The following is a 22,857-nucleotide window of genomic DNA, read 5'->3' as shown; positions in this document are numbered from 1 at the left end:
GAACTGACTTGATGACAACTGAAAATTCAGTCGTTAAGTCCCCCGCAACCGCGGAGTGCCCCTGCCAAGGAATTCTATTATACCGCGTTTAGTCCGTTTGCGAACTAATTAGTTGACCTGACCATTAAATGGGACTAAACTACGGACAATTAATGAAAGGGGGTGATGCTTTTTGAGTACCATATGTAATCTTAAAGCATCAGTCTCTGCCCTATTCGGAGCACATGACTGATACCTTTAAGGAGTCCCGACCAAATTTACTTGGTCGGGACTTTTGCTATCTAAAAGTGTGTATAAACAGTTGCAAGTTGACTGTGAGTGGCTTACATTAAAAGTGCAGTTTATTTGGAGATATGGAGTAACGGGAAATATGAAAGCAACGACAAAACAAGTATTGACAGGCGCTACCTGGCTAGTAGTTCTGCTAGCAATGATCGGTGGTACCATGCTTTGGCAACAACAAGTCCACAAGTCAAAACCGGTCACCACCATAACAGTGACTTCTACTGAACGTATTCCAATGGTGCTCTTACTAGATGACCACTTAACTCACAATCAGATTCAGCAATTAACTGCCCATATTCAGAACAGTAGTGCCACTCAGACACTGGTCACCGCCAAAATTACAGCGACGGGGACCGTGACATTTAAAGGACAATTGCTCAACAGTGACAACCGCCCCTACATACAAGTGCAACTGCCCAAGAACCTTGATTCAAACCGACAAACGCATTTATTAAAGCAACTCCTAACCGTCGCCCGCCAGCAGTTTAAATTTCGCCGGTTTAACCTTGTCAGTTACGGTCGTGGCGGTCTTACTGCCACTAACTATGTCGAACACACAACAACAAGCTTATCACCACAACACCTTGTACTGATGGCCACCCCATTTAACGGTACCAGCCGCCAAAGTAACAATCGTCGCCAAACGACGCCGGTTGCCGCCAAGTCGCAAACGGCCACACTAGCTAAATTGATTGCACACCGCCATACCATTGATTCCAAGATGCAGGTATTGATTGTCGCTGGAAAAGCCATCAAAGCTGACCAACCCCTACCACTGCAAAGTGCCCTGACTGGTCAATCTATCTTCAAGCCAGTGGTAAAGGTCTATCAACAAAAAGTGTTGCGCTCATGGCGCACCCAATCCGGCTTACTCAACAACCATCAAATCGGTAATACGATTCAAACGTTTATAAACTGATTTCACCCGTCCAATCGACCTAGCCATCATTTTTGCTCAGAGTGCTTATCTAAAACATATCTAAAAGATTAATAGCCACCTTTCCTGACAACCAACTTGGTCTACTGGAAAAGCGGCTATTTTTAGCTTTAATTGTGCGATCTGGTCGTAGTAAGCCTTTAACGTTAAAAGCAGCCAGCTTAAGTCCGCTGAAAAAAGTTTAAGTTAGTGCCAACCCTGCCTGGTTGAGCGCGTCCTACAACGCCTTCCAGTCGGGATAGCGTTCGAATGGCGGACATGTGCGTATTCCGTTTCTGATGAATTGGCCGTGGCTATTTTAGCGACAGCGACTTTGCCATATAACTGTCAGTCTGATAATAGAATTACGACTGTTCCATGATCTTTATACTGAGGTATTCAAAACAGTTGATGTCCCATTAACATTTGTTCAAAGTTCTTAGTAGTAAATAATAATTTAACGACTAATTGCACCAGTTAGGCGGTCGTTCATCTACCTTTCGAGTGGCTTCCCGAAACATGCTCAATGCCACTGAAGTCTGTGCTGGCTACGCCAACGCTCTGCCTAACTTTGCTACTGCCATAACATCTGATCCGGATACTCCTTGGTCAAAAACTGTTTAATAGCACGAATCATGATAGCCGTTGAAGGAGCGGCTGCCTGGGTTTTGTTGGCAACTAAGGCAATCTCACGATTATAAGGTTCGGCAAAGGAAAACGTGTTAACATCTCCAGTTAGCTTCCGTAGTGCTAGCTGAGGCAAAATGCCCATGCCTAAACCGGATTCTACCATTGAAATAATAGATTGATCATCAATCGAGAATCGTAAAAAGTTATTAGTAACGTGGTAGTGGTCCAGTGCCAGCTTGGTGTCCCGGTCATAATCGCTTTGTTGTAGAATAAAGTTCTTATCCGCAACGTCATCAGTCGTGATGAATTCACCATTTTCTGGGATAAAATCAGCGGGCGTCACACAATAGATTGGATCATTGATCAGTGAATGCACTAATAAGTTCTCATTGACTGGCATCGACGTAAACCCAATATCGATAGTACCGATCTTGGCCCAGTTGGTTATTTCATTAAAGTTACCTTGCATGACTGAAATCTTAATATCAGGATATTTATGATTAAATTCGCGAATAATTCGGGGTAACCAGTTGATACAGACACTACTGAAACCGCCGATCCGTACCGATCCAGAGTGCAATCCTTGAATATTATCGGCAACTTGTCGCAAGTTACTTTCCGTATTCAGAATCTCTTGAACATAGGGTAAAACCTGCCGCCCATCACTAGTAAGTTCAACGCCTGAACGGTTACGGATGAATAGCGGAAAACCCAGTTCTTTTTCCAACTGATTGATCGAATGACTGACCGCACTTGGTGTAACGTTAAGCGTAGCGGCCGCTTGATAGAATGTATGTTGGGCAACGACCGTTGAAAAGACTTCATATGCGAAGTTTGCCATAATGATTTACCTCTCTTAGGTGAATTTATTTCACTTATTATTGAAAAAGTTGAGTTTTACTAATTACAAGCTTTATTTTATCATATTGATAATCAAAGAAAACAGTTTAAGTACAAAAAACTGAGTGGGGGAAAATTATTATGAAAAAATTATTTGCAAATCGCGTGTTAAACAATGACACTTCCGACCTAGATGAGGTCTTCAAGAATAGTGCAAACCCGGAAAACATTTCCTTCGCTGGTGGTTTTCCAGATCAGCACTTATTCCCTGACAACGACTTAAAGCAAGCCTATCGTGATGCTATTGAACACGATGGTCAAGGCATTTTCCAATACTCATCAACTCAAGGGTTGCCGGCATTACGCCAAAAAATTGCAGATCGAATGGCGACTCATGCTGACGTTCAAGTTAGTGCCGACAATGTCATGATGACCCAAGGTGGTCAGCAAGCCATCGACCTCGTGGCGAAGCTCATGTTGAACCATGGAGATGCCATGGTCGTCGAAGGCCCGACTTACATGGGGGCTTTAGCCGCCTTCGACACTTACGAACCGACTTACTACGAAATTCCAGTTGATGATAATGGGATGAATATTCGTCAACTTCGTAAAACCTTGAAAGCTCATCCTGAGATCAAATTGATTTACACGATTCCTGACTTCCACAATCCAACGGGTACGACGATGAGTGCCAAACGTCGTCAAGCACTCGTTGCCCTTGCCAATCAGTACGACGTCATTATTTTGGAAGACAGCCCGTACCGGGACCTCCGTTATAGTGGTCAAAATATTCCGGCTATCAAACACTACGATACTGAAGGCCGCGTCATCTTTATCTCAAGTTTCTCAAAGATTCTCTCCCCGGCCTTGCGAACAGGCTGGATTGTTGCTGACGACGCAATCATGCACGAATTGGTCGGACTGAAATCCGCAATCGATGTTCAATCGCCAAATGTAACACTGGCTGCTATCAACAGCTACCTAGATCAACACGACATCGACGATCACGTTGCAACTATTAGTACTTCATACCGGATTAAACGTGACGCGATGTTAGCCGCACTCGATCAATACTTCCCGCAAAATGTCCACTACACCCGTCCTAATGGGGGCTTCTTCATCTGGGTAACCTTGCCAGAAGGAATTGATGCTAAAACCTTGCTCAATGACGTTGTTTTACCGCAAGCACACGTTGCCTATGTGCCATCCGCTTGCCAATTCGCAAGTCGCAAGGTTAAAAACGGGTTCCGGTTGAATTTCACCAGTCTCGACGTCGAAACGATTACGCTGGGAATTAAACGCCTTGGCCACATCTTACAACCGGCACCAGTAATTGTTCCAGCAGCATCGTTCGCACCCCAATTCTAACTTGACCCACTCATCATGCGACTAACCGTAATAATTGCGATTAGTCGCATTTTTTGATTACATCTGTCAGCTGTAATGAGTGGTCGTGATCCTGAATATTAGCACTTTTTATATCAGGATCCACATCAAATAAGCCGTACGCTTTACGACCATTTATACTGTATCAGTTTGAGCACCCGCGCTTGCGTCGCTTTTACTGATAAAAAAGGGTTTGACAGTCCTTCTCTGATTCGCTACACTAACGCTATACTAGCCGATTATAAAATAAGCATTGGTCCGTTTGCGACACTCAATGCTTATTTTTTGTTAACAGCTTCATTTTCGGATAAACTAGGAGTGTTGTGAAAAATTTCTAGGAGTGTGAATCATGAAGTCATGGGTTAAAAAATTAAGCGTTGCAGTGCTTGGGTTAGGTTTAGCAGTTACATTGACCGCCTGTGGTAGTAACACTAGCAGCAGTTCAAAGTCTAACGACCTCGGATTGCAAAAATCGGGGACGTTGACGATTGGCTTAGAAGGCACTTTTCAACCATATAGCTACCGTAAAGACGGTAAATTAACTGGTTTCGAAGTTGACCTCGGGAAAGCCGTTGCCAAGAAGATGGGACTAAAAGCTAAATTTGTACCAACGAAGTTCGATTCGTTAGTAGCTGGTTTAGACACAAACAAATTCGACGTTGTCATGAATAACATGTCCGAAACGGCGGCCCGAAAGAAGAAGTATCTCTTCTCGACCCCTTACATTTATTCTAAATCACAATTAGCCGTCAAGAAGAACTCATCGATTAGTAAGATTACCGATATTAAGGGTAAGAAAGTTGCCGAAACAACGACTAGCAATAACGCAACGGATGCTAAACGTTTAGGTGCAACCATCACCCCAACCGATAGTTTCCAACAGTCGATCGACCTCGTCTCACAAGGCCGCGTCGCTGGGACTATTAATTCTCGTGAATCCTTCTATGCTTACTTCAAGCAGAATCCGAAGGCTAACATTAAGCTGATTGATTCCGGCGATCACATTGCCTCACAGAAAATCGGGGCCATCGTCACTAAGCAACACCCTAAGATGCAAAAACAAATCTCGAAAGCAATCCAAGAATTACGTAAGGACGGCACGTTAAAGAAATTGTCCAATAAGTATTTTGGTGGTAACGTTACTGATAAGTAACGTACCATTGCCCGCTATTATGGCGGGATACATAGCACCAAATTCTAATTTGTTACAGGAGGCTCCCTATGGATTCAATCTGGCACATCATTGTCACATCAACGCCGCAAATTGCTGCAGCGGGTTTAAAATATACCATTCCGATTGCCATTATTTCGTTTATTCTCGGTTTGATACTTGCGATTTTCACGGCCCTCGTCAAGATTTCGACTCGTCGTGGTTGGTTTTTAATTCTAAAAGCCATCGCTAACTTCTACGTCTGGCTCTTTCGGAGTACCCCACTGCTAGTACAACTCTTTATCGTCTATTTCGGGCTTCCCTACCTTAAAATCAAAGGGCTCTTTCCAAATGGGGTCCAGCTCGACCCCTGGACTGCTGGGATTGCCACTTTTTCACTGAACACCGGGGCTTACTGTGCGGAAACGATTCGAGCAGCCATTCTCTCCATTCCTCAAGGTCAGTGGGAAGCGGCCTACTCGATTGGCATGACCAAGTCACAAGTACTCAAACGAATTATTTTGCCGCAAGCTGCGCGAGTCTCACTACCGCCACTATCCAATAGTTTTATTAGCTTAGTCAAGGACACCTCCTTGGCCGCTTCAATCACGATTATTGAAATGTTCGAAGTCAGCCAACAAATTGCTGCTCAAAATTATCAACCACTTGTGATGTACTCCCTGGTTGCTGCCCTATACGCAATTCTATGTACGATTCTCAGCTGGCTACAAGGCTACTTGGAAAAGCGGACGTCACGTTACTTACGGCCACTTAATTAGGAGGTTGTCGAATGATCAAATTAGAACACTTAAATAAGACGTTTGGCAATCACCAGGCGTTAACCGATATCAATACTGAATTTAAAGAACACCAGACGACCGTCATCGTTGGCCCCTCGGGTTCTGGTAAATCAACCTTACTGCGGTCACTAAATTTGCTTGAACGGCCCGAACAAGGTTTATACCACTTCAATGACGAAACTATCGACTTTACTAAGCCGTTGACTAATAAAACAATTCTCAATATTCGACGCAAAACTGGGATGGTCTTTCAAGGTTATAATCTGTTTCCCCATCTCAGCGTTGTTAAAAATGTCATGGAAGGCCCCGTGCAAGTCTTAAAAAAGGATTCCGCGACGGCTAAAAAGTCCGCGCTAGAATTGTTGGCCCGGGTCGGCTTGCAAGATAAGGCCGACGCCTACCCCGAACAATTATCCGGTGGGCAACAACAACGGGTCGCGATTGCGCGCTCGTTAGCGATGGATCCCGAATTCATCTTGTTAGATGAGCCAACTAGTGCGCTAGACCCCGAACTCGAAGCTGGTGTGCTCCGCGTTCTACTAGCCCTCGCTCAGGAAGAAGACTCCATGATTATCGTCACTCACAACATGGAATTTGCCCGCGCAGTTGCGGATAAGATCCTATTTGTTGAAGATGGCAAAATTCTGTTCGACGGGACACCCGCTGAATTCTTTAAGCAGCCAACGCAACGAATTGCCGACTTCTTAGCCGCGATGACGTTCACCACGATTTCAGACAAAGCAAACCAATAGCGTTCATTTGAGTTAACGTGCATCTAACTGGAAAATCCCAGTCAGATGCACGTTTTTTAGCACCCCCTAGCGTCTCACGTCAACCATCGATCTGGCGCATTCACAACAAATGGCATTTAGATTAATATAAAATGTGATTTCGATTTGACAATTGTTATTTAATCTTGTAGACTAGCCTCAATATCTAAACATTGTGATGAGATGAGTAGTGTGATTGCCACGCAAAGCGAGCCGTTGGTTGGTGTAAAACGGTCGGACAGTGATACGAAGATGGTCTCTAAATGGTATTGGTGAGCATTAGCAAGCCAGTAACGCGTCGTACCCGTTAGTGTACTGAGTGAATTAGCTCATTGAGCCAAGCGTTGTGCACGCGCTTGGAAACTAAGGTGGTACCACGATCAGCAGTCGTCCTTTTTCGATAAAGGACGACTTTTTTTGTCAAAAAAATATAGCTCTACGGGGGTAATCGATATGAAAAAATGGCTCAAGGCAGTAAGTTTAACAATTTTAGGACTCGCACTAACAGTCACCTTGACGGCATGCGGTAATTCTAGCTCATCTAAAAGCAGCACTTCTAGCACGAGTAGTCAGCTCAAATTGCAAAAAAGCGGCACGTTGACGATCGGGCTAGAAGGCACCTTCCAGCCTTATAGCTATCGCAAAGACGGTAAGTTGACTGGTTTTGAAGTCGACCTTGGTAAAGCCGTCGCTAAGAAGCTCGGTCTCAAGGCAAAGTTCGTCCCAACGAAATTCGACTCCTTGATTGCTGGCCTGGATGTCGACAAATACGACGTGGTCATCAACGATATCGCTGAAACTGCGCAACGTAAACAAAAATACCTCTTCTCTACGCCTTATATCTACTCTAAATCCGAATTAGCGGTCAAGAAGGGGTCCTCAATTAACAAGATCACGGATATCAAAGGCAAGAAAGTTGCCCAAACAACGACTAGTAATAACGCGACCGATGCTAAACGTTTAGGTGCGACCGTCACACCGACCGATGGCTTTCAACAATCGATCGACCTCGTAAACCAAGGTCGCGTCGCCGGAACAATCAACTCACGGGAAGCATTCTATGCTTACCTCAAGCAGAATCCAAAGGCCAGCTTGAAATTCATTAGTGGTGGTTCAGAAATCAAAACACAAAAGATTGGCGCAATTGTCACTAAAAAGCACGCCTCACTCCAAAAACAACTGTCTAAAGCGATTCAAGAACTCCGTCAAGATGGCACCTTAAAGAAACTGTCTAATAAATACTTTGGTGGTAACGTCACAAACCAATAGCCATCGCAATCTATTTGATAGCGTCCAGTTGATAGTCACAAAAAGCCCGGAAAACCGGGCTTTTTGTGTGTGTCGGCGTCTTTCAGCGACCATCTTTTATCACTCATTGTGTTGCTAAAAACCATCCGGGACCATTTACACCATTGCTTATGTCGTGAACCCGGTCAGCTAATTCAACTGATTTGCAATATTGAATTTCATCTTGCCATGATTGACTTCCAACCACATATATTTGGTGTTCTTAGGCGACAAAACCTCAATATGTGAATATTTTTGATTGTGATTCTTCGCGATTTTTTCAGAGCGGCTTTGCAGTGTCTTGGCTAGTGACTGCCACGAAGCGGTCTTGCCTTGATCGACACTTTCAATAACTGGCGCTTGCTTTGATATTCGCACACGCATGGCACCACCATTCCAACTCACTTTAACCTTGCCATATTCAGCTTTATTCGTTCTGATTTCTGATTGAATATTGGCTGCAAGCGTATTAGCTTCCCGAGCCTGATACAAATTAAATCCAATCTCAAAGACAATGACTAGCGCACAGATAACTGGTGGCAACCAAAACCACCACGTCCGTAAGCTCTTTTTTTGATGATGCGGCTGCTTTAAAGTCGTCGTTTCCGCGTCTTTACGCTTATCCTCAGCAACTGTCGGTTGTCCACTGCCGCATTTTTCACAATACTGGGCACTTTGGGGAATTCGTTCACCACAAACCACACAATTCTTCATGTCCGTTTCCATAATTGCCCTCCGTCATAATATTATCGATAATAATTAACTCAGCCATGACAATTAACCGTATTAATATTTCAATATAATGATTATATATCGAAATCAGTCATTTTTCTAGGCCTTATCAGATCAGTATAGTATCACCCTTGCGTACCGGACAGCTGGTATTCGCTGAGCATCATGATTTTAAGCTTTAGTACGGGCCTATTTCAGTCACCGTTAGCAAGCACGTTTTGCGTTTACTAGTGGCTAAAGGTAGTTTACCTTTTATCATTATTTTAATATTTAAGTTTGACAGTTAGTTTCACTTCACTGTATACTACTCATTGAGCAATACTATACGACGTATAATATAGCAGGAGGAATAGCAATGGCCATTCAAATTAGTTCCGAGTTATTGGACGGGTGCGTTTTAGCCTGCCTTAAAGGCCAAGATTACTATGGTTACGCGCTAACGCAGCGCTTGCAAGCCGCCATCTCGGTGTCCGAATCGACGCTCTACCCAGTGCTTCGACGACTCAAGAAAAATGACTGGGTCAAGACTTACGATCAGGCCTATCAAGGCCGCAACCGACGCTATTATCAGATTACGAGCGCCGGCCTGACACAATTGAGTGCGATTCAACAAGAGTGGCAAACCTATTATTTGGCCATTAACCACTTACTTCAGGGGGAGGATGAACCATGAACGACTACTTATCCAAATTTAACGCGTTACTCGTTCAACTTACCGATGATGAACGCGACGAGGTCGTTGAATTTTATCGCGAATACTTACTAGACGCGGCAATCGCCAATTATGATGACTGCGTTGCCGAACTGGGAACGCCTAAACAATTGGCTCGGAAAGTGTTAGCCGATTATTCGATTCGTTTTAACGAAAATCTCAATGCCAATACTTCTAAACGGCAAAAATCTCAAGCAACCGTACGCACGATTTGGCTAATTGTGCTTGCTTTATTATCAACACCGATCACAATTCCCGCATTAATAGCTATTTTAGCGGTCTTCTTTGCCTTGGCCGTTACCGTCTTTGCATTCGTGATTGCAGCGGGTGCCATCTTAATTGGCGTGACCATCCTCGCATTTGCCATGCTAACAGCCGGCATCGGTATCTTCGGCCAGTCGCTATGGGTCGCACTATTCTACCTAGGTAGCGGTCTTGCTATTATTGGTGCCGAGCTATTAGTTTTACCACTATTTATCTGGCTTATTAGCGTTATTCTGCAAGGAATTGCCAAAATCGTACAAAACCTATACCACCGATTTGTTAAGAAAAATCGGGCGGAACGAGGAGGTCACCACCATGCGAAGGACAATTAGAGTTGGCATTATTTTATTAGTCATTGGACTGATTTTGACCATGTTTGGAATCGCCAATAACGGTATTCAAAGCGTTTATTGGGATCAAGGCTTCCATATCGTTCATCATAAGACGCGACGCTATCACGTCAGTCAGCTAAAAGATGTCACGATTGCAACGGCCAACAATATTACTATTAAGCAAGGCACAGCTGCTAATATCACGGTTACCGCCACGCGCGCCTTACCAACTGTTACGACCAACAATGGTCACGTCACTGTTACTTCAACGACACACAACGCCAAAACCGTGGGCTTCATGTTCGATAACGTCGGACAATTTGCTGACACGACAATAATTACGGTGCCTAAAGGAACTACTATTCATCAAATAACCGCCAAAGCTAGTCAAAGTGGTAACGTTTCGTTGCAAAACGTCACCGTCGACCAATTGAAAAGTCTTAGTACGGATAGCGATATTAATTTAACGGATGTCAAAGTCAATCAGTCGCTGACGTTGACCGGCGATAATTTACGGTTAACTCGTGTCTCGGCGCCTAGTCTACAAATCAATAGCGATCCAGATATCAGCATCACCGACAGTCATTTTACCAAGACTGCTTCAAAAATTATAACCGCTGATAGCGACATCCATCTAACCAATAATCAGTTCAAAGCCCTTAAGCTAACAAGTAGCGAAGGTGATATTATGCTCAATAATAATCGCATCACTGAAAGTTTATCCGCTACAGCCAGTGACGGTGATATTCGAATAACCGCGCCACGGACAACCGGTGTTAAAGCTAGCACTAGCGATGGGGACTTGCATATTTTCAATCATCTCCAGTCCGATGGCGGTGATTACCAGGTCAACCAATCGGCAGCCGTACAATACCGACTGACGACCAGCAATGGTGATATTACGGTTAGTGCTAGCTAGTCCATGCTAGTACTGCACTTACTCAAATTTTCAAAATAAAACCGCGACTTGCTCATGGCAAATCGCGGTTTTATCGTACTTACGTTTAGGATGCTGTTGCAGTCGTCATTTCCGGACGCCCTTGAATCGCCAGCAGTGCTGCTCCCGACTGAATAGACTGATTAGGTTCTGATTCTATCCGTTGATAATTTTTACTATTTGTCACAATCACCATGACCGTGTCATCTAAGTTAGCAGCTTTTAACACCGTTGAGTCAAACTCACCTAAGAGATCACCCTTTTGAACAGTTTGCCCCGGTTTAACGATAACTTTAAAGCCTTGCCCTTTTAATGACACCGTATCAATACCGATGTGAATCAACAACTCAACTCCATTATTGGTTGTTAACCCATAGGCATGTCCTGTATCGGCTACAACACTCATCTGACCACTTTGTGGCGCACAGACTTTTACCGGCCCCTGTTCCTGTGGCTTAATTGCAATGCCGTCCCCCATCATCTTAGATGCAAAGACCGGATCGTTAACCGTACTCAAGGCAATACTTTTACCAGAAACTGGTGAAAATATCGTATCATCTACAATCTTTGGTTGTACTTGATCAGATTTTAATATGTCCTTAGGAATCGCAAACATATTAGTGGCAATAAAAGCCACTGCTACCGTCAATAACGAGACGACCGTATAAATCAGCAAATCACGAGCATTGTAAATATACATCAGATAAGAGGGAACAACGGCTAGACCATATGAATTTGCTGCCACACTCATAACACTCAGTACGCCAGCACCTATCCCACTGGTTAAAACGGTTACAACCAACGGCTTGAAATTATAGCGAATCAAGACCCCGAACAAGGTTGGTTCTGAAACACCAAATAGTTGCGAGGAAAATGCGCCAATAAAATTAGCCTTAGCCTTTTGTGACTTTGCTCGTAAAATCATCGCCAAAGCTACCCCCAGATTAGCAAAGCCATACATGGCTTCTAAAGTAATTAACGGATTGAGCTTGGTAGCTGCTAATAGTGACGTTTCGATGGCAATCATCATCTGATGAATACCAACTAGCACCATTAACGGATAAGCGGCTCCAATCAAAAAACCACCAATTCCAAATGGTAAGTTAATCAACCCTTCAACACCACTAATCATCACATTTTCAATCCAGTGTACAACCGGGCCAACCCCTAAAATCATAATACCAAAAGTAACTAACATCGTTAAAAAGGGCGTTAAAATTTGGTCGAGAACGTTAGGGACGTGTTTATGAAAGTAATGCTCCAGTTTACTTCCAAGAAAACCAGCAACTAACGCTGTTAATACGGATCCTTGACTACCGATAACTGGAATCTTGTCAAAAAGCATAATCGCTTTCGCTGTACCACCCGCAACTGAATACGCGTTAGGCAGTGAAGGGGAAACGAGCATTAGTCCAATCACAATACCGACAATTGGTGTACCTTTAAAATAGCGAAATGTGGACCAAACAATTAAAGCTGGCAGAAATGAAAAAACAGTCCCCGTTAAAACTGAAATTACTGTATTAAGACTTGCCGGAATCGCGGCAGATGAAGTTCCAAACAACTGTAAAACCTGATTGTTAGTCAAAGCACTTTGTAATCCCAAGAAAAGTCCAGTAGCTGCAATCACCGGAATAATTGGAATAAAGATTCCCGAAAGCATTGCCATGAATCGTTGCAATGGTGACTTCTGATTATCAGGAGTCGGCGTAGTCGTCGTTTCCTGACTATAAATTGCATTAACTAAATGTAACTTTTCAATCGCGTCATACACATCGTTAACAACACCAGTGCCAATAATGACCTGATACTGTCCTGAACCGAAAAAGACTCCCTTAACCTCATCTAAGTCTTCAAGCGCTGCTTTATCAATCTGCTTAGGATCTTTAACAACAAACCGCAACCGTGTCTGACAATGAGTAACCGATTCAACATTGTCAACACCAACAATATCAATAATTTTTTTCGCAAGTACCTGATAGTTTTTACTCATTTGAATTCACCTCAAAAAGAATGGCTTGATATGGTTCCAACGTATTGAGTCGATAATGTGCGTAATTATTTAATCGAGGTCGGCCATTAGGTAACGTTAGTAATAACCGTTTTGCGCTTAAGTTAACATACACCTGTACCCTTCGACCACGTTGATAAGCAATCACTTGGTCACAATCACAAGTAATTGGCCTAAAATCACCGACTATTAAATCCTGATTTAAATTTGATATTTGCCGTAACTTAATCAATGACTGATAAAAATGCCAAACTGAATTTGAATCTAATTGTTCGCTTTGCCAGTTTACCCTATCATGTGACTGTTTTGGTGTAATCCATGGCTTGGCACCCTGATTAAAGCCTTGATTGACGGAATCATCCCATGGATATGGTAATCGCGCATTATCCCGGGAACGAGCATTTACAAAGGCAAGTGCCTCGCTTGCTGAATATCCCTCTTCAATAGCACGATCATAATTATCGTGACTGCTCAAGTCGTTAAACATGGTGATTGAGTCACGCCGTGCATTTGTCACCCCCAGCTCTTGTCCTTGATAAATAAATGGACAACCGCGCAAGTTAAAATAAAGTAAGGCTAGTGCTTTGGCACCAATTTCATTCCGATAAGCTGGTGTCTGAATATATTTATCAATACTCCGCGGCTGATCGTGATTTTCAAAAAAGTTAGCTCCCCAGCCGACATTTTGAATCGCCAGTTGGCTTTTAAAAATTGCGCGCCGTAAGTCCGTCGGTGTCCACTTAACTCGTCGATACCACTCTGATCCGGATGCAATATCAATATCTGCGTAATGAAAGTCAAAAATCATCGAGAAGTAACCTTTTTTACCAATAAATTGTCCAAGTTGGTCATAACTAACCCCCGAAGCCTCTCCAACCGTCACCGCGTTAGCTGGTTTAAAAGTAGCCGTGTTCAATTCAGCTAAGAACTTTTCAATACCAGGTCGATTTTCAGCTTTACGTTTGACTTTACCTAACCCATCAACACCATCAGGACTAATGCTGGCAAAATCTTGATCTTTTTTTATGAATGTTATTGCATCGATCCGAAAACCCGCAACCCCTTTTGCCAACCACCAATTAATCATTTGATAGATTCGTTTCCTTAGAGCCGGATTTTCCCAATTTAGGTCCGGTTGTTGTTTAGAAAAGACATGGTGATAATACTCATCCTGACTTCCTGGCAATAACGTCCATGACGAGCCTTTACCAAAGTTTGATCGCCAATTATTAGGCGGATTGCCGTGTGCCCCACGCCGAATAATATAAAAATCACGATACGGACTCGTCGGCGATTTAATTGCAGATTGGAACCACACGTGCTGATCAGAGGTATGATTGATAACCAAATCTAAAATGACTTTTAATCCTAATCGTTTAGTTACTTCCATCAACTCATCAAAATCAGCCATCGTTCCAAACCGAGAATCAATAGCTTGGTAGTCAGAAATATCGTAACCGTTATCAACCATGGGTGATTGATATATTGGAGATAACCAGATAGTCGTAATTCCCAGCTGTTTCAACCGGGGTAACATTTGGATGATTCCACGCAAATCCCCAATGCCATCGTTATTAGCATCTTTAAATGATGCCGGATAAATTTGATAAAAAACTTCTTTTTGCCACCAATTTTTTTGCATAATTACTACTCCTATATTTGGAATCGATTCCACTTTAATCAAAAGAAAAAGGCTTAAGCACTTTTTCTTTTGATTAAGTCTAAGCTTAGATCAATCGTTAACTCAGGTCGTTGTAACCGGCCCAAGTGATGTAATAGCTGATCGACCGCCAATTGAGCCATTGCCGCGACCGGTTGTCGAACCGTTGTTAATGGAACTTGGGCCACCGCCGCAAATGGTTGATCGTCATATCCTATCACGGCCATATCATCTGGCACGCGAAAATGTTGTTGCTGTAACTCATCAATTACCCCAACGGCCACCTCATCAGAATTTGTAAACACCGCTGTCGGGCGATCAATAGGGTTTAAGGACGCTAATTGCTTCCCCAACGCTTGTCCATCCGCAATCGTATGTTGTTGTGCGAAAACCCAGCTATTGTTTACAACTAACTGCTGCTCTTCACAAAAATCTAAATAGGCTTGCGTCCGCGAACGTCCATGATGCGTACTGGGAAAATCACCACCCGTGGCATAGGCAATTCGCCGATGACCTTGATGATATAAGTATGCCAAAGCATCTTTAGTTGCCTGATAATGATTTAAACTGATCATTGGAATACCAATATCAGTAGCTTCTTCATTCAACAGCACCATCTGATTAGCATATGTCGCCGACAATTGTGCCACTAGTTGTTGATTTTCAATGGATGCCAGAATGACGCCATCCACTTGTTGCTGCTTGAGTTTATCCAGAAAGTGTTGTTCTGCCAACGCATCATCATGAGTCTGCATTACCATCACTTGAAACCCGTATCCGTTTAACTCCCGTTCCAATGCATCAAATAACTGTGCAAAGAAGGGGTTAGAGATTCTTGATACCAGTACACCAATCGTATTAGTGCTCTGCGCGCGTAGCTGACTCGCAATGGCATTCGGGGTGTAATCCAGTTTTTCAATCGCTGCCTGAATTTGCTTCTTCTTAGCAACTGAAACACTAGGCCGATGGTTTAAATACCGTGAAACAGTCCCAACACCTACACCAGCCTCAGCTGCTATTTCACTAATCGTTGTCATTTAAGCTCACCCCCTATTTGGAATCGTTTCCATAATTAATATAACGACCTTTCAAGTAATTGTCAAGACAAATTGGTTTTTCAAAATGAATTCACTAAAAACGTTTGCCCTTAAAACATTTAGTCCACCAGTAAAAAAATGGAAGTATCCTGCCATTTCGATAACTTCATTTTTAACATTCCAGCCAAAAAAATATTCCAAGCCAGTGTGCACCTGACTTGGAATATTTTAATTACTGATTCAGCCTTAGTAATCGCTATAACGATGCTTGATAGACATCAAACCACGTCAATAATAGCGACACAATCAAGATACCAAGCATCGCCACCGCGTGCCACCATTTATTTCGGACAAATATCGCAATATACTCACGAATGATCGCATCCGGTAAGAAGAATCGCGCCGTCCGCGCACCAATACCATCCGCTTTTAGACCTGCTTGCTTGGCAAACATCCCGGCTCTAAAGGTATGGTAATTATTTGTAACAAAAATCGTGCGTGGATTTTTAACAGGGCCCTGTGCAATCAATTGCTTACTAAACTGCATATTTTGCAAGGTCGTCTTCGATTGCGTCTCCGCCCAGCCATCCGTTGCAGGAAGGCCATGCGCAATGGCGTATTCCAGCATGGCTTGGCCTTCCGGAACCGTTTCATCACCACCCTGACCACCTGAGAAAATCATCACGGCCCGATGATGCGTCTTGCGTTGTTGCTTCTGATAAAAGCGCAGTCCACGCATGATTCGTTGCCCTAGCAATGGCGAGACACGGTCTCCATCTAACAAGCCAGCCCCAAGCACAATAATATAATCTTGTCGCAGACGGGGCCAATTGAATTGATAAATCGTCAGCATCGTCAGATAGTTATAAAACCAAAAACCAAGGTAAAAAATGACCAGATTCGGAAATACCGTCAAAAAATAACTCACGGGCTGCGGCACATGACTACTCAACAGATTGCCTAAAAATGGCAAAATCAGAATGGCCAGTCCCAAGTACAAGGTCAGCATATTCGCCAACGTATGACTCTCATGACGCCACATGATCCACGCATTCCATAAGAGCAAGAAGGCTTGTAAGGTAAAAATCAGCCCAATCAACAGGATCAGCAACACAAACAACGTCCCACTGATAATGATCAACCAGTGGATATTGCTACCTAAAATTGTAATCGCCAGCATGGTTAAAAACGAATAGAAAAATAGCGAAAACCAAATACCGTTACCTAGGCGAACCTTATCGCGATGATAACGCCAACCAAAAATGGTTCCAAATATGAGTGGTACTAACCAGCCCCAGTAAAACATTGCTGGAACTGGAACCCAAACCGCTGCGTCATTCACATCAATACCCCCGCATTAAGTTTTATTTCAGCTTCCATCATAAAGGACTCCCCGCGGGACTGCAATCAGGAGTCATTACTTCAACTGTTTTTGTTCATTATAGAAATTACGGTAAGCTAAATAGCACGCAATGATTGACCCCAAACTAGTCGCTGATAAGAGCATGAACGTGACCATAATTTGATACTTAATGGCCCGTACTGGATCGACCCCTGCAAAGATCAAACCGGACATCATCCCTGGCAGACTGACTAGACCCACAGTCTTTGCCGAATCAATGGTTGGTGACATCCCCGTACGAATCGCCTCACGCACGATGGCAATCGAAGCGTCGAGTAGACCAGCCCCTAACGCCAACCGTTCAAGCACACCTTGCCGCTGGTCATGAAACTGACTATTGAGGCTGCGATAAGCCAGCCCAATTGCGACCATTGAATTCGACGCAATCATACCAGAAATGGGAATCATTTGCGATGGCACAAACTTAATCGCACCAGATAGCACGAGGACGCCGAGTGTTACCCCCGTACTAACAAAAATGGCTAATAACGAAATGGCTAATGCATGGTCAATCCCCGGCCCCCGTTTTTTCGCATTCCAAGCCGCATTGAAGATAATGAAGCCCATCATCGCCAACGTTAGCCACAAATTGTTGACTCGGAAAATATACTTTAGCAAGTAACCCACGATAAATAGTTGTACAACAGCCCGCACGACACCAATGACGATGTCCTTATCCAAGCCAAGTTTCTGCCACAAACTAATTCCTAACGCGACGAGCACTAACATTGCCGCCAAAAATAGCGACGTATTATTAACTGCTAAATTCATGCATGTACCTCCAATCTGCCAGCAACCACTTTCGCTAATTGATCTGCCGCAGCAATCTCTGTCGCGTCATGAGTAATCATGATCGTTGTCACGTGATCCTGCTCATTTAACTGTCGTAACCAGGCGTGCACGATTTGCTTATTATTTTCATCCAAACCAGCTGTCACCTCATCTAATAACAACACTTTTGGTAAGAATAAGATGTTGCGAATCAGCGCGACCCGCTGCCGTTCACCACCGGAAAGCTCGGTAATCGGCTGATGCAGGGTTCGTTCGGACAGCCCAACATTATTTAACGCCGTTACCACTCGTTGCGTATCCATGACTTGCTTACGAATTTGGTACGGGAAAGCTAAGTTATCTGCCACCGTCTCACCAAATAGCGTCGGCTGTTGGAAACAATATGAGACTTGCCGCCGATACATGATTGGGTCATAGCTTTCAATCGGCTGCCCATCAAAAATCAAGGTCCCACTTGTTTTAGAAATCATGGCCGCAATGATCCGTAATAACGTGCTTTTCCCACCACCGGATGGTCCCGTCAATGTAATATGAGCCCCAGCTGAAATCTGCCAATCAACATCATGTAAAATATGTTGATCAGCGATTTGATAATTAACTTTTTCTAAACTAATCAATGAATTCATATGCCCACCCCCGATTACTAATTTAGAATCATTATAACCTGACTGTTAGGCGACTTTCAAACAATCCTCCTCAGTTATCCTGTGTCTTTCCACATGCTATAATGGAGGTTAACACAGTTCACAGAAAAACGAGGTCAAAATCAAACTTATGCCACAATCTAATCATTATTCGCACCAATCCCGATCGCACAATGATCGGCGCCGACAACAGCCGGATGAAAAAGTGCAAGCGACCGTTAACATCGGCCAGCGTTTTCCACTGACCATTCGGCGTTTAGGCATTAACGGTGAAGGTATTGGCTATTACAAACACGTCATCACCTTCGTCAAGGGCGCCCTTCCTGAAGAAGTCGTTGTTGCTGAAGTAACCGCCGTGCACCCACGTTACCTAGAAGCTAAGATTCGTAGTATTCGCAAGCCTAGTCCTGACCGGGTCGATCCCCGCGATGCCTATGCGGGCGAAGTCGGTGGTTTTGAATTAGAACACCTCGACTACCCGGCCCAATTAGCCTTTAAGCAAGATTTAATTCGTCAAGCACTCGAAAAATACCGCCCAGCTGGTTATCGACACTATGATGTTCGGCCCACCATTGGGATGACTAATCCTTATGAATACCGCAACAAAGCCCAATTTCAAGTTCGTTTAATTGATGGGCACGTCGCTGCTGGCTTATATAAAGAAAATAGTCATGACCTAGTCGACTTACCGACCTGTTCGGTGCAAATGCCGGCGACAATGACAGTCATGCGTCAAGTCGTGGCTTGGCTGGAGGAACTCCAAGTACCGATTTACGATGAAGAACATAATTCTGGCATCGTCAAGACAATCGTTGTGCGTGAAGCGGCCGCCACTGGTGAAATTCAGCTGGTCTTCATCACAAATACACCCAAGTTACCGAAAAAGCATCAATTATTGATGAAAATCGCTGAAAAACTGCCAATGGTCGTGTCGGTCATGCAAAATATCAATGCTGGTAAAACTTCATTGATCTGGGGTGACCAAACAACATTACTGGCCGGCAAACCAACTATTACGGAGGAGCTAGACGGCCTAGTCTTCGATTTATCTGCTCGGGCCTTCTTCCAATTGAACCCGCAGCAAACCAAGAAACTCTATCGCTTAGCACGCGAAGCTTTGAACTTAGCGCCTAATGAGACGCTGGTCGACGCTTATTCGGGCGTCGGAACGATTGGTTTATCACTAGCCGACGTGGCTAAGGAAGTTCGGGGAATGGATACCATTCCGGCAGCCGTTGCAGATGCCAATGCCAACGCCCAACGCAATCAAATCACTAATGCTCATTACGAAGTTGGTGAGGCGGAAGTCTTGTTACCGCAATGGTTAGCGAGCGGTTTTGCGCCTGATGCAATGGTCGTTGATCCACCCCGTACTGGTTTAGATAACGTCTTAATTGATGCCATCTTACAAAGCGCACCGGAAAAACTCGTCTACATTTCATGTAACCCATCGACGCTTGCTCAGGATTTACAAGCACTTACCCGCGGATATCAAGTCGACTATATTCAATCGATCGACATGTTCCCACAAACAGCTCGTTGCGAAGCCGTCGTCCGCTTCACGAAGCGTCATTAATTTGCCACTCACTGCCAATCATATGAGGGGGAATCATCATGGCAGCTACTGATAGTCAAATTGCATTAACGATGACCTTTACGTTACGGCCACCATTCAAGACTCATTTCTTACTATTAAAAGATTACGTGGCGGATGTTCGTATCCCGGCTCGTGATGGGATGCTAACGACGATTATTGCCAAAAACATTCCGCTATCACCGGCCCTAGAGCAACTAAAAACGATTTTTGATGATGTCCAAAACCCAGTTTACTGGCGCTTACACGACCAAGCCGTTCAGGAATTCTTCAGTGCGCATCCTGAACAGCGACCGGTCCTACCAATCGACTTGCTGCAAGTCATGCTCAATACATTATCTGCCCAAGGTTTGTCCGATCAACAATTAATGCACATTATGAAAGACGTTTTTGAACGGCTACAAACCAATGACTTCAACGGACAGGCATCACAGCGAATTTTGACGTCGTTGAATAATAAGTAAACGCCACCATTTATCGCTGACTTTTATAAATTAGGATTAGATAACACCAAGTTGTCTAATCCTATTTTTTCGGACATAAATCAATAGCGGTGAAACTTCATTAGTCACAGAAATTCGCACTAATACTCGTTTTTATTTTTCTTAGCCATTCATTAAATGTCAGCATACGAAAATTGTCTTTTCGGTTATTGGAAGCAAACTTGTTGACTTTGAAGTTACATGTGATAAGCTAATCACTGTAATTTTTATTGCTACAGCAATTTGAAAGGATGTTTTAATTATGAAATACGCCATCACTGCCGCTACTGGTAAATTTGGTCAAAGCGCCGTTAGTACGCTGAATGCTAAAGTTGGTGCAGAAAATGTTTTAGTAATTGCTCGTAATCAGGACAAAGCTGCTCAGCTGTTTCCTGATAATCCAATTCGTACCGGGAATTACGATGATGTCGACTCAATGACGAAAGCCTTCGAGAACGTTGAACGCGTGCTCTTCGTTTCATCACAACCTGGTGGTCCCGTTGACCGGGCCACCGCTCATAAAAACGTCGTGACTGCCCTTAACGCCGCTCATGTTAAATTTGTCGCCTACACTAGTTTTCCCAACGCACAGGCAGCAGTCAGCGCCTTAGCCAATGATCATCAGGCCACCGAAAATGCCATAAAAGCGACTGATATTGCGCACAGTTTTCTTCGTAACAACTGGTATTTAGAAAACGAAATGGGCTTCTTACAAAGTGGTGCCCATAACCAAGAAACCTTGTACTGGGCTAATAATACAGCTGGCTGGGCCTTGGAACGTGAATATGCCGAAGCGGCAGCAACCGTTTTGATGGCAGATGCCCCTCAAGAAGTGTACGAATTTGCTGGGACACCCCTCACTTATGCCGCACTCGGTCAAGCACTCCAAGAAGCAACTGGCAACCAAGTTAAGATTACCCAAGTCAGTCAGGATGCGTACGTGCAATTCCTTGAAACGACTGGTCTAAATCATGATACCGCTGCTTTGTTTGCCTCATTCCAATCCCCAATCAATGATGGTGCGCTGGCTGAAAAGTCAGCCGACTTAGCTCATGTCTTGGGACGTCAACCATTGGAAGCCAGTGTAGCTATTAAAGAAATCTTAGCGCGCTAATAACGAGCTAGCTGTAAGTTTCTCTTAAATATCTTCTACAATACGAAAATAGGAAGTTCAACGAACATGGCGTTGGGCTTCCTATTTTTTAATGATTCGTAAATGGCCTTTTAATTAGCGCGTAACATCAGCAAAATACTGAGCTAAGGTTAGCTGAATACCATTATGATTATTATCAGTTGTTACTATGTTCGCTGCCTCTTTAACGGGTTGTGGCGCATTAGCCATCGCAACACCAATCCCCGCTGTCTGGAGCATCGCAACATCATTAAAGTTATCGCCAAACGCAATCGTTTCAGCAGGGGTAACTTGATCATCCTGTAATAATTTCATTAATGCGGCTGCTTTAGTTACGCCTGCCGCAACGATTTCTAAATAAGTTTCTTTCGAACGATAAACTGCTAAGCCGCTAAATTCATCACGGCTTAATCGTTGTTCAATCGCCTGAATAATATCTGGATCGGCCATGATCATCATTTTATGCACTGGCGTCGGCATCCGTTGCAACCATGTGCCCAAATCCGTGACATGGGGTGCATAACCAATTCCCGTCGCTTCCTGCTGTTCCCACGGGCCATTAGTAGCCACCAACCAGTTATTATTCGAATAAATACTAATTGAGGCAGCTGGCCAATCATGAGCTACTACCGTTTGCACAGCTTGTGCTAGTTTAGGGTCAACGGCTTGCTCTTCAAAAACAGTTAGTCGATCATTCACATCGGTCGTAGCCGTTAGCGCGCCATTATAGGCAATCATGGTCGAATTAATTCCTAGTTGTTGTGCAATTCCAAACATCCCCTTAGGCGAACGTGCTGAGGCCAACACCATTTGTGCCCCCCGTGCAACCGCTGCTTGAACTCCCGTAATTGTAGCCGGTAATAACTGTCCTTGACTGTCGACTAGGGTACCGTCGATATCACTTACGATTAATTTGATCATTGATTTTCCTCCGTTAAGTTAATCATGGCTATGCTAAGCGTAGACTTATATTATGTATGACGAATTTACAATTGAAGTGCAACAAGTAAGAAAAAAATAAAAAAGAACTCATAGCCTGAGTCCTATAAAATGAAGTCACCA

The 22,857-nt window shown here is 43.8% G+C and carries 21 protein-coding genes and 1 other annotated feature; of the genes, 12 read left to right on the top strand and 9 right to left on the bottom strand.

Annotation, left to right across the window (positions count from 1 at the left end; genetic code table 11):
- Positions 1-370: 370 nt before the first annotated feature.
- Positions 371-1,204, top strand: coding sequence for an alpha/beta hydrolase (locus ACOV1R_RS12665; protein WP_015380980.1), 834 nt, complete (start codon positions 371-373; stop codon positions 1,202-1,204).
- 571 nt (positions 1,205-1,775) lie between these two features.
- Here ACOV1R_RS12665 and ACOV1R_RS12660 read toward each other — a convergent pair.
- Positions 1,776-2,672: a LysR family transcriptional regulator gene (locus ACOV1R_RS12660; protein ID WP_003642437.1), complete on the bottom strand. Its 897-nt coding sequence runs from the start codon at positions 2,670-2,672 to the stop codon at positions 1,776-1,778.
- A 140-nt stretch (positions 2,673-2,812) separates the two neighbouring features.
- Here ACOV1R_RS12660 and ACOV1R_RS12655 point away from each other — a divergent pair, with 140 nt between their 5' ends.
- The 5 genes from ACOV1R_RS12655 to ACOV1R_RS12635 all read left to right on the top strand — a co-directional run bounded on the left by ACOV1R_RS12655 (position 2,813) and on the right by ACOV1R_RS12635 (position 8,046).
- A complete protein-coding gene (locus tag ACOV1R_RS12655; RefSeq protein WP_003642438.1) occupies positions 2,813-4,039 on the top strand; it encodes a PLP-dependent aminotransferase family protein in 1,227 nt (408 codons plus the stop codon).
- 367 nt (positions 4,040-4,406) lie between these two features.
- Complete coding sequence (locus ACOV1R_RS12650) at positions 4,407-5,210, top strand: transporter substrate-binding domain-containing protein (RefSeq protein WP_003642439.1); 804 nt, start codon at positions 4,407-4,409, stop codon at positions 5,208-5,210.
- Between the two features lie 68 nt (positions 5,211-5,278).
- Positions 5,279-5,986, top strand: a complete 708-nt coding sequence (locus ACOV1R_RS12645) for an amino acid ABC transporter permease (RefSeq protein ID WP_003642440.1) — start codon at positions 5,279-5,281, stop codon at positions 5,984-5,986.
- A gap of 11 nt (positions 5,987-5,997) precedes the next feature.
- Complete coding sequence (locus tag ACOV1R_RS12640) at positions 5,998-6,759, top strand: amino acid ABC transporter ATP-binding protein (RefSeq protein ID WP_003642441.1); 762 nt, start codon at positions 5,998-6,000, stop codon at positions 6,757-6,759.
- Between the two features lie 184 nt (positions 6,760-6,943).
- Positions 6,944-7,175 (top strand) — a binding site (T-box leader).
- A gap of 55 nt (positions 7,176-7,230) precedes the next feature.
- Entirely contained in the window at positions 7,231-8,046 is an 816-nt protein-coding gene (locus tag ACOV1R_RS12635) for a transporter substrate-binding domain-containing protein (protein WP_003643451.1), read from the top strand.
- A 168-nt stretch (positions 8,047-8,214) separates the two neighbouring features.
- Here the strand turns inward: ACOV1R_RS12635 and ACOV1R_RS12630 are convergent, their stop codons facing one another.
- On the bottom strand, positions 8,215-8,790 hold the full coding sequence (locus ACOV1R_RS12630; RefSeq protein WP_003645325.1) for a zinc ribbon domain-containing protein: 576 nt from the start codon (positions 8,788-8,790) through the stop codon (positions 8,215-8,217).
- Between the two features lie 361 nt (positions 8,791-9,151).
- Here ACOV1R_RS12630 and ACOV1R_RS12625 point away from each other — a divergent pair, with 361 nt between their 5' ends.
- From ACOV1R_RS12625 to ACOV1R_RS12615, 3 genes are read left to right on the top strand one after another with little or no spacing between them, the layout of a single operon-like run.
- Positions 9,152-9,469, top strand: a complete 318-nt coding sequence (locus ACOV1R_RS12625) for a PadR family transcriptional regulator (protein ID WP_003645324.1) — start codon at positions 9,152-9,154, stop codon at positions 9,467-9,469.
- Positions 9,466-10,104, top strand: coding sequence for a DUF1700 domain-containing protein (locus ACOV1R_RS12620; protein ID WP_003642446.1), 639 nt, complete (start codon positions 9,466-9,468; stop codon positions 10,102-10,104). The genes ACOV1R_RS12625 and ACOV1R_RS12620 overlap by 4 nt, the downstream gene beginning before the upstream one ends.
- Entirely contained in the window at positions 10,088-11,023 is a 936-nt protein-coding gene (locus ACOV1R_RS12615) for a DUF4097 domain-containing protein (protein ID WP_003645322.1), read from the top strand. Before ACOV1R_RS12620 ends, ACOV1R_RS12615 begins: the two co-directional genes overlap by 17 nt.
- Positions 11,024-11,108: 85 nt before the next feature.
- Here the strand turns inward: ACOV1R_RS12615 and ACOV1R_RS12610 are convergent, their stop codons facing one another.
- From ACOV1R_RS12610 to ACOV1R_RS12585, 6 genes are all read right to left on the bottom strand, one after another.
- A complete protein-coding gene (locus tag ACOV1R_RS12610) occupies positions 11,109-13,034 on the bottom strand; it encodes a sucrose-specific PTS transporter subunit IIBC (RefSeq protein WP_015641013.1) in 1,926 nt (641 codons plus the stop codon).
- Complete coding sequence (locus ACOV1R_RS12605; protein ID WP_016511889.1) at positions 13,027-14,694, bottom strand: alpha-glucosidase; 1,668 nt, start codon at positions 14,692-14,694, stop codon at positions 13,027-13,029. Before ACOV1R_RS12605 ends, ACOV1R_RS12610 begins: the two co-directional genes overlap by 8 nt.
- A gap of 53 nt (positions 14,695-14,747) precedes the next feature.
- Positions 14,748-15,749, bottom strand: coding sequence for a LacI family DNA-binding transcriptional regulator (locus ACOV1R_RS12600; RefSeq protein WP_015380985.1), 1,002 nt, complete (start codon positions 15,747-15,749; stop codon positions 14,748-14,750).
- Positions 15,750-16,005: 256 nt separating this feature from the next.
- Positions 16,006-17,091, bottom strand: coding sequence for a YdcF family protein (locus ACOV1R_RS12595; protein ID WP_003643457.1), 1,086 nt, complete (start codon positions 17,089-17,091; stop codon positions 16,006-16,008).
- A 75-nt stretch (positions 17,092-17,166) separates the two neighbouring features.
- A complete protein-coding gene (locus ACOV1R_RS12590) occupies positions 17,167-17,922 on the bottom strand; it encodes an ABC transporter permease (RefSeq protein ID WP_003643458.1) in 756 nt (251 codons plus the stop codon).
- Complete coding sequence (locus tag ACOV1R_RS12585) at positions 17,919-18,569, bottom strand: ABC transporter ATP-binding protein (RefSeq protein WP_003643459.1); 651 nt, start codon at positions 18,567-18,569, stop codon at positions 17,919-17,921. Before ACOV1R_RS12585 ends, ACOV1R_RS12590 begins: the two co-directional genes overlap by 4 nt.
- Before the next feature lie 148 nt (positions 18,570-18,717).
- Here ACOV1R_RS12585 and rlmD point away from each other — a divergent pair, with 148 nt between their 5' ends.
- From rlmD to ACOV1R_RS12570, 3 genes are all read left to right on the top strand, one after another.
- Positions 18,718-20,163 (top strand): 23S rRNA (uracil(1939)-C(5))-methyltransferase RlmD, encoded by a 1,446-nt coding sequence (gene rlmD / locus ACOV1R_RS12580; RefSeq protein ID WP_003642454.1) that lies wholly within the window; start codon positions 18,718-18,720, stop codon positions 20,161-20,163.
- A gap of 38 nt (positions 20,164-20,201) precedes the next feature.
- The gene (locus tag ACOV1R_RS12575; protein WP_003642455.1) at positions 20,202-20,645 is read left to right on the top strand and encodes a hypothetical protein; all 444 of its coding nucleotides are present in this window, start codon (positions 20,202-20,204) and stop codon (positions 20,643-20,645) included.
- 280 nt (positions 20,646-20,925) lie between these two features.
- On the top strand, positions 20,926-21,777 hold the full coding sequence (locus tag ACOV1R_RS12570) for an SDR family oxidoreductase (protein ID WP_217203293.1): 852 nt from the start codon (positions 20,926-20,928) through the stop codon (positions 21,775-21,777).
- 114 nt (positions 21,778-21,891) lie between these two features.
- On the opposite strand, the gene ACOV1R_RS12565 is transcribed toward ACOV1R_RS12570, so the two are convergent.
- The gene (locus ACOV1R_RS12565; RefSeq protein ID WP_003645316.1) at positions 21,892-22,716 is read right to left on the bottom strand and encodes a Cof-type HAD-IIB family hydrolase; all 825 of its coding nucleotides are present in this window, start codon (positions 22,714-22,716) and stop codon (positions 21,892-21,894) included.
- Positions 22,717-22,857 lie beyond the last annotated feature (141 nt).

Source organism: Lactiplantibacillus sp. YT640, assembly GCF_049745435.1.
GTDB classification, from domain to species: Bacteria; Bacillota; Bacilli; order Lactobacillales; family Lactobacillaceae; genus Lactiplantibacillus; species Lactiplantibacillus plantarum.
This window is presented reverse-complemented; position numbering and strand designations above follow the sequence as displayed.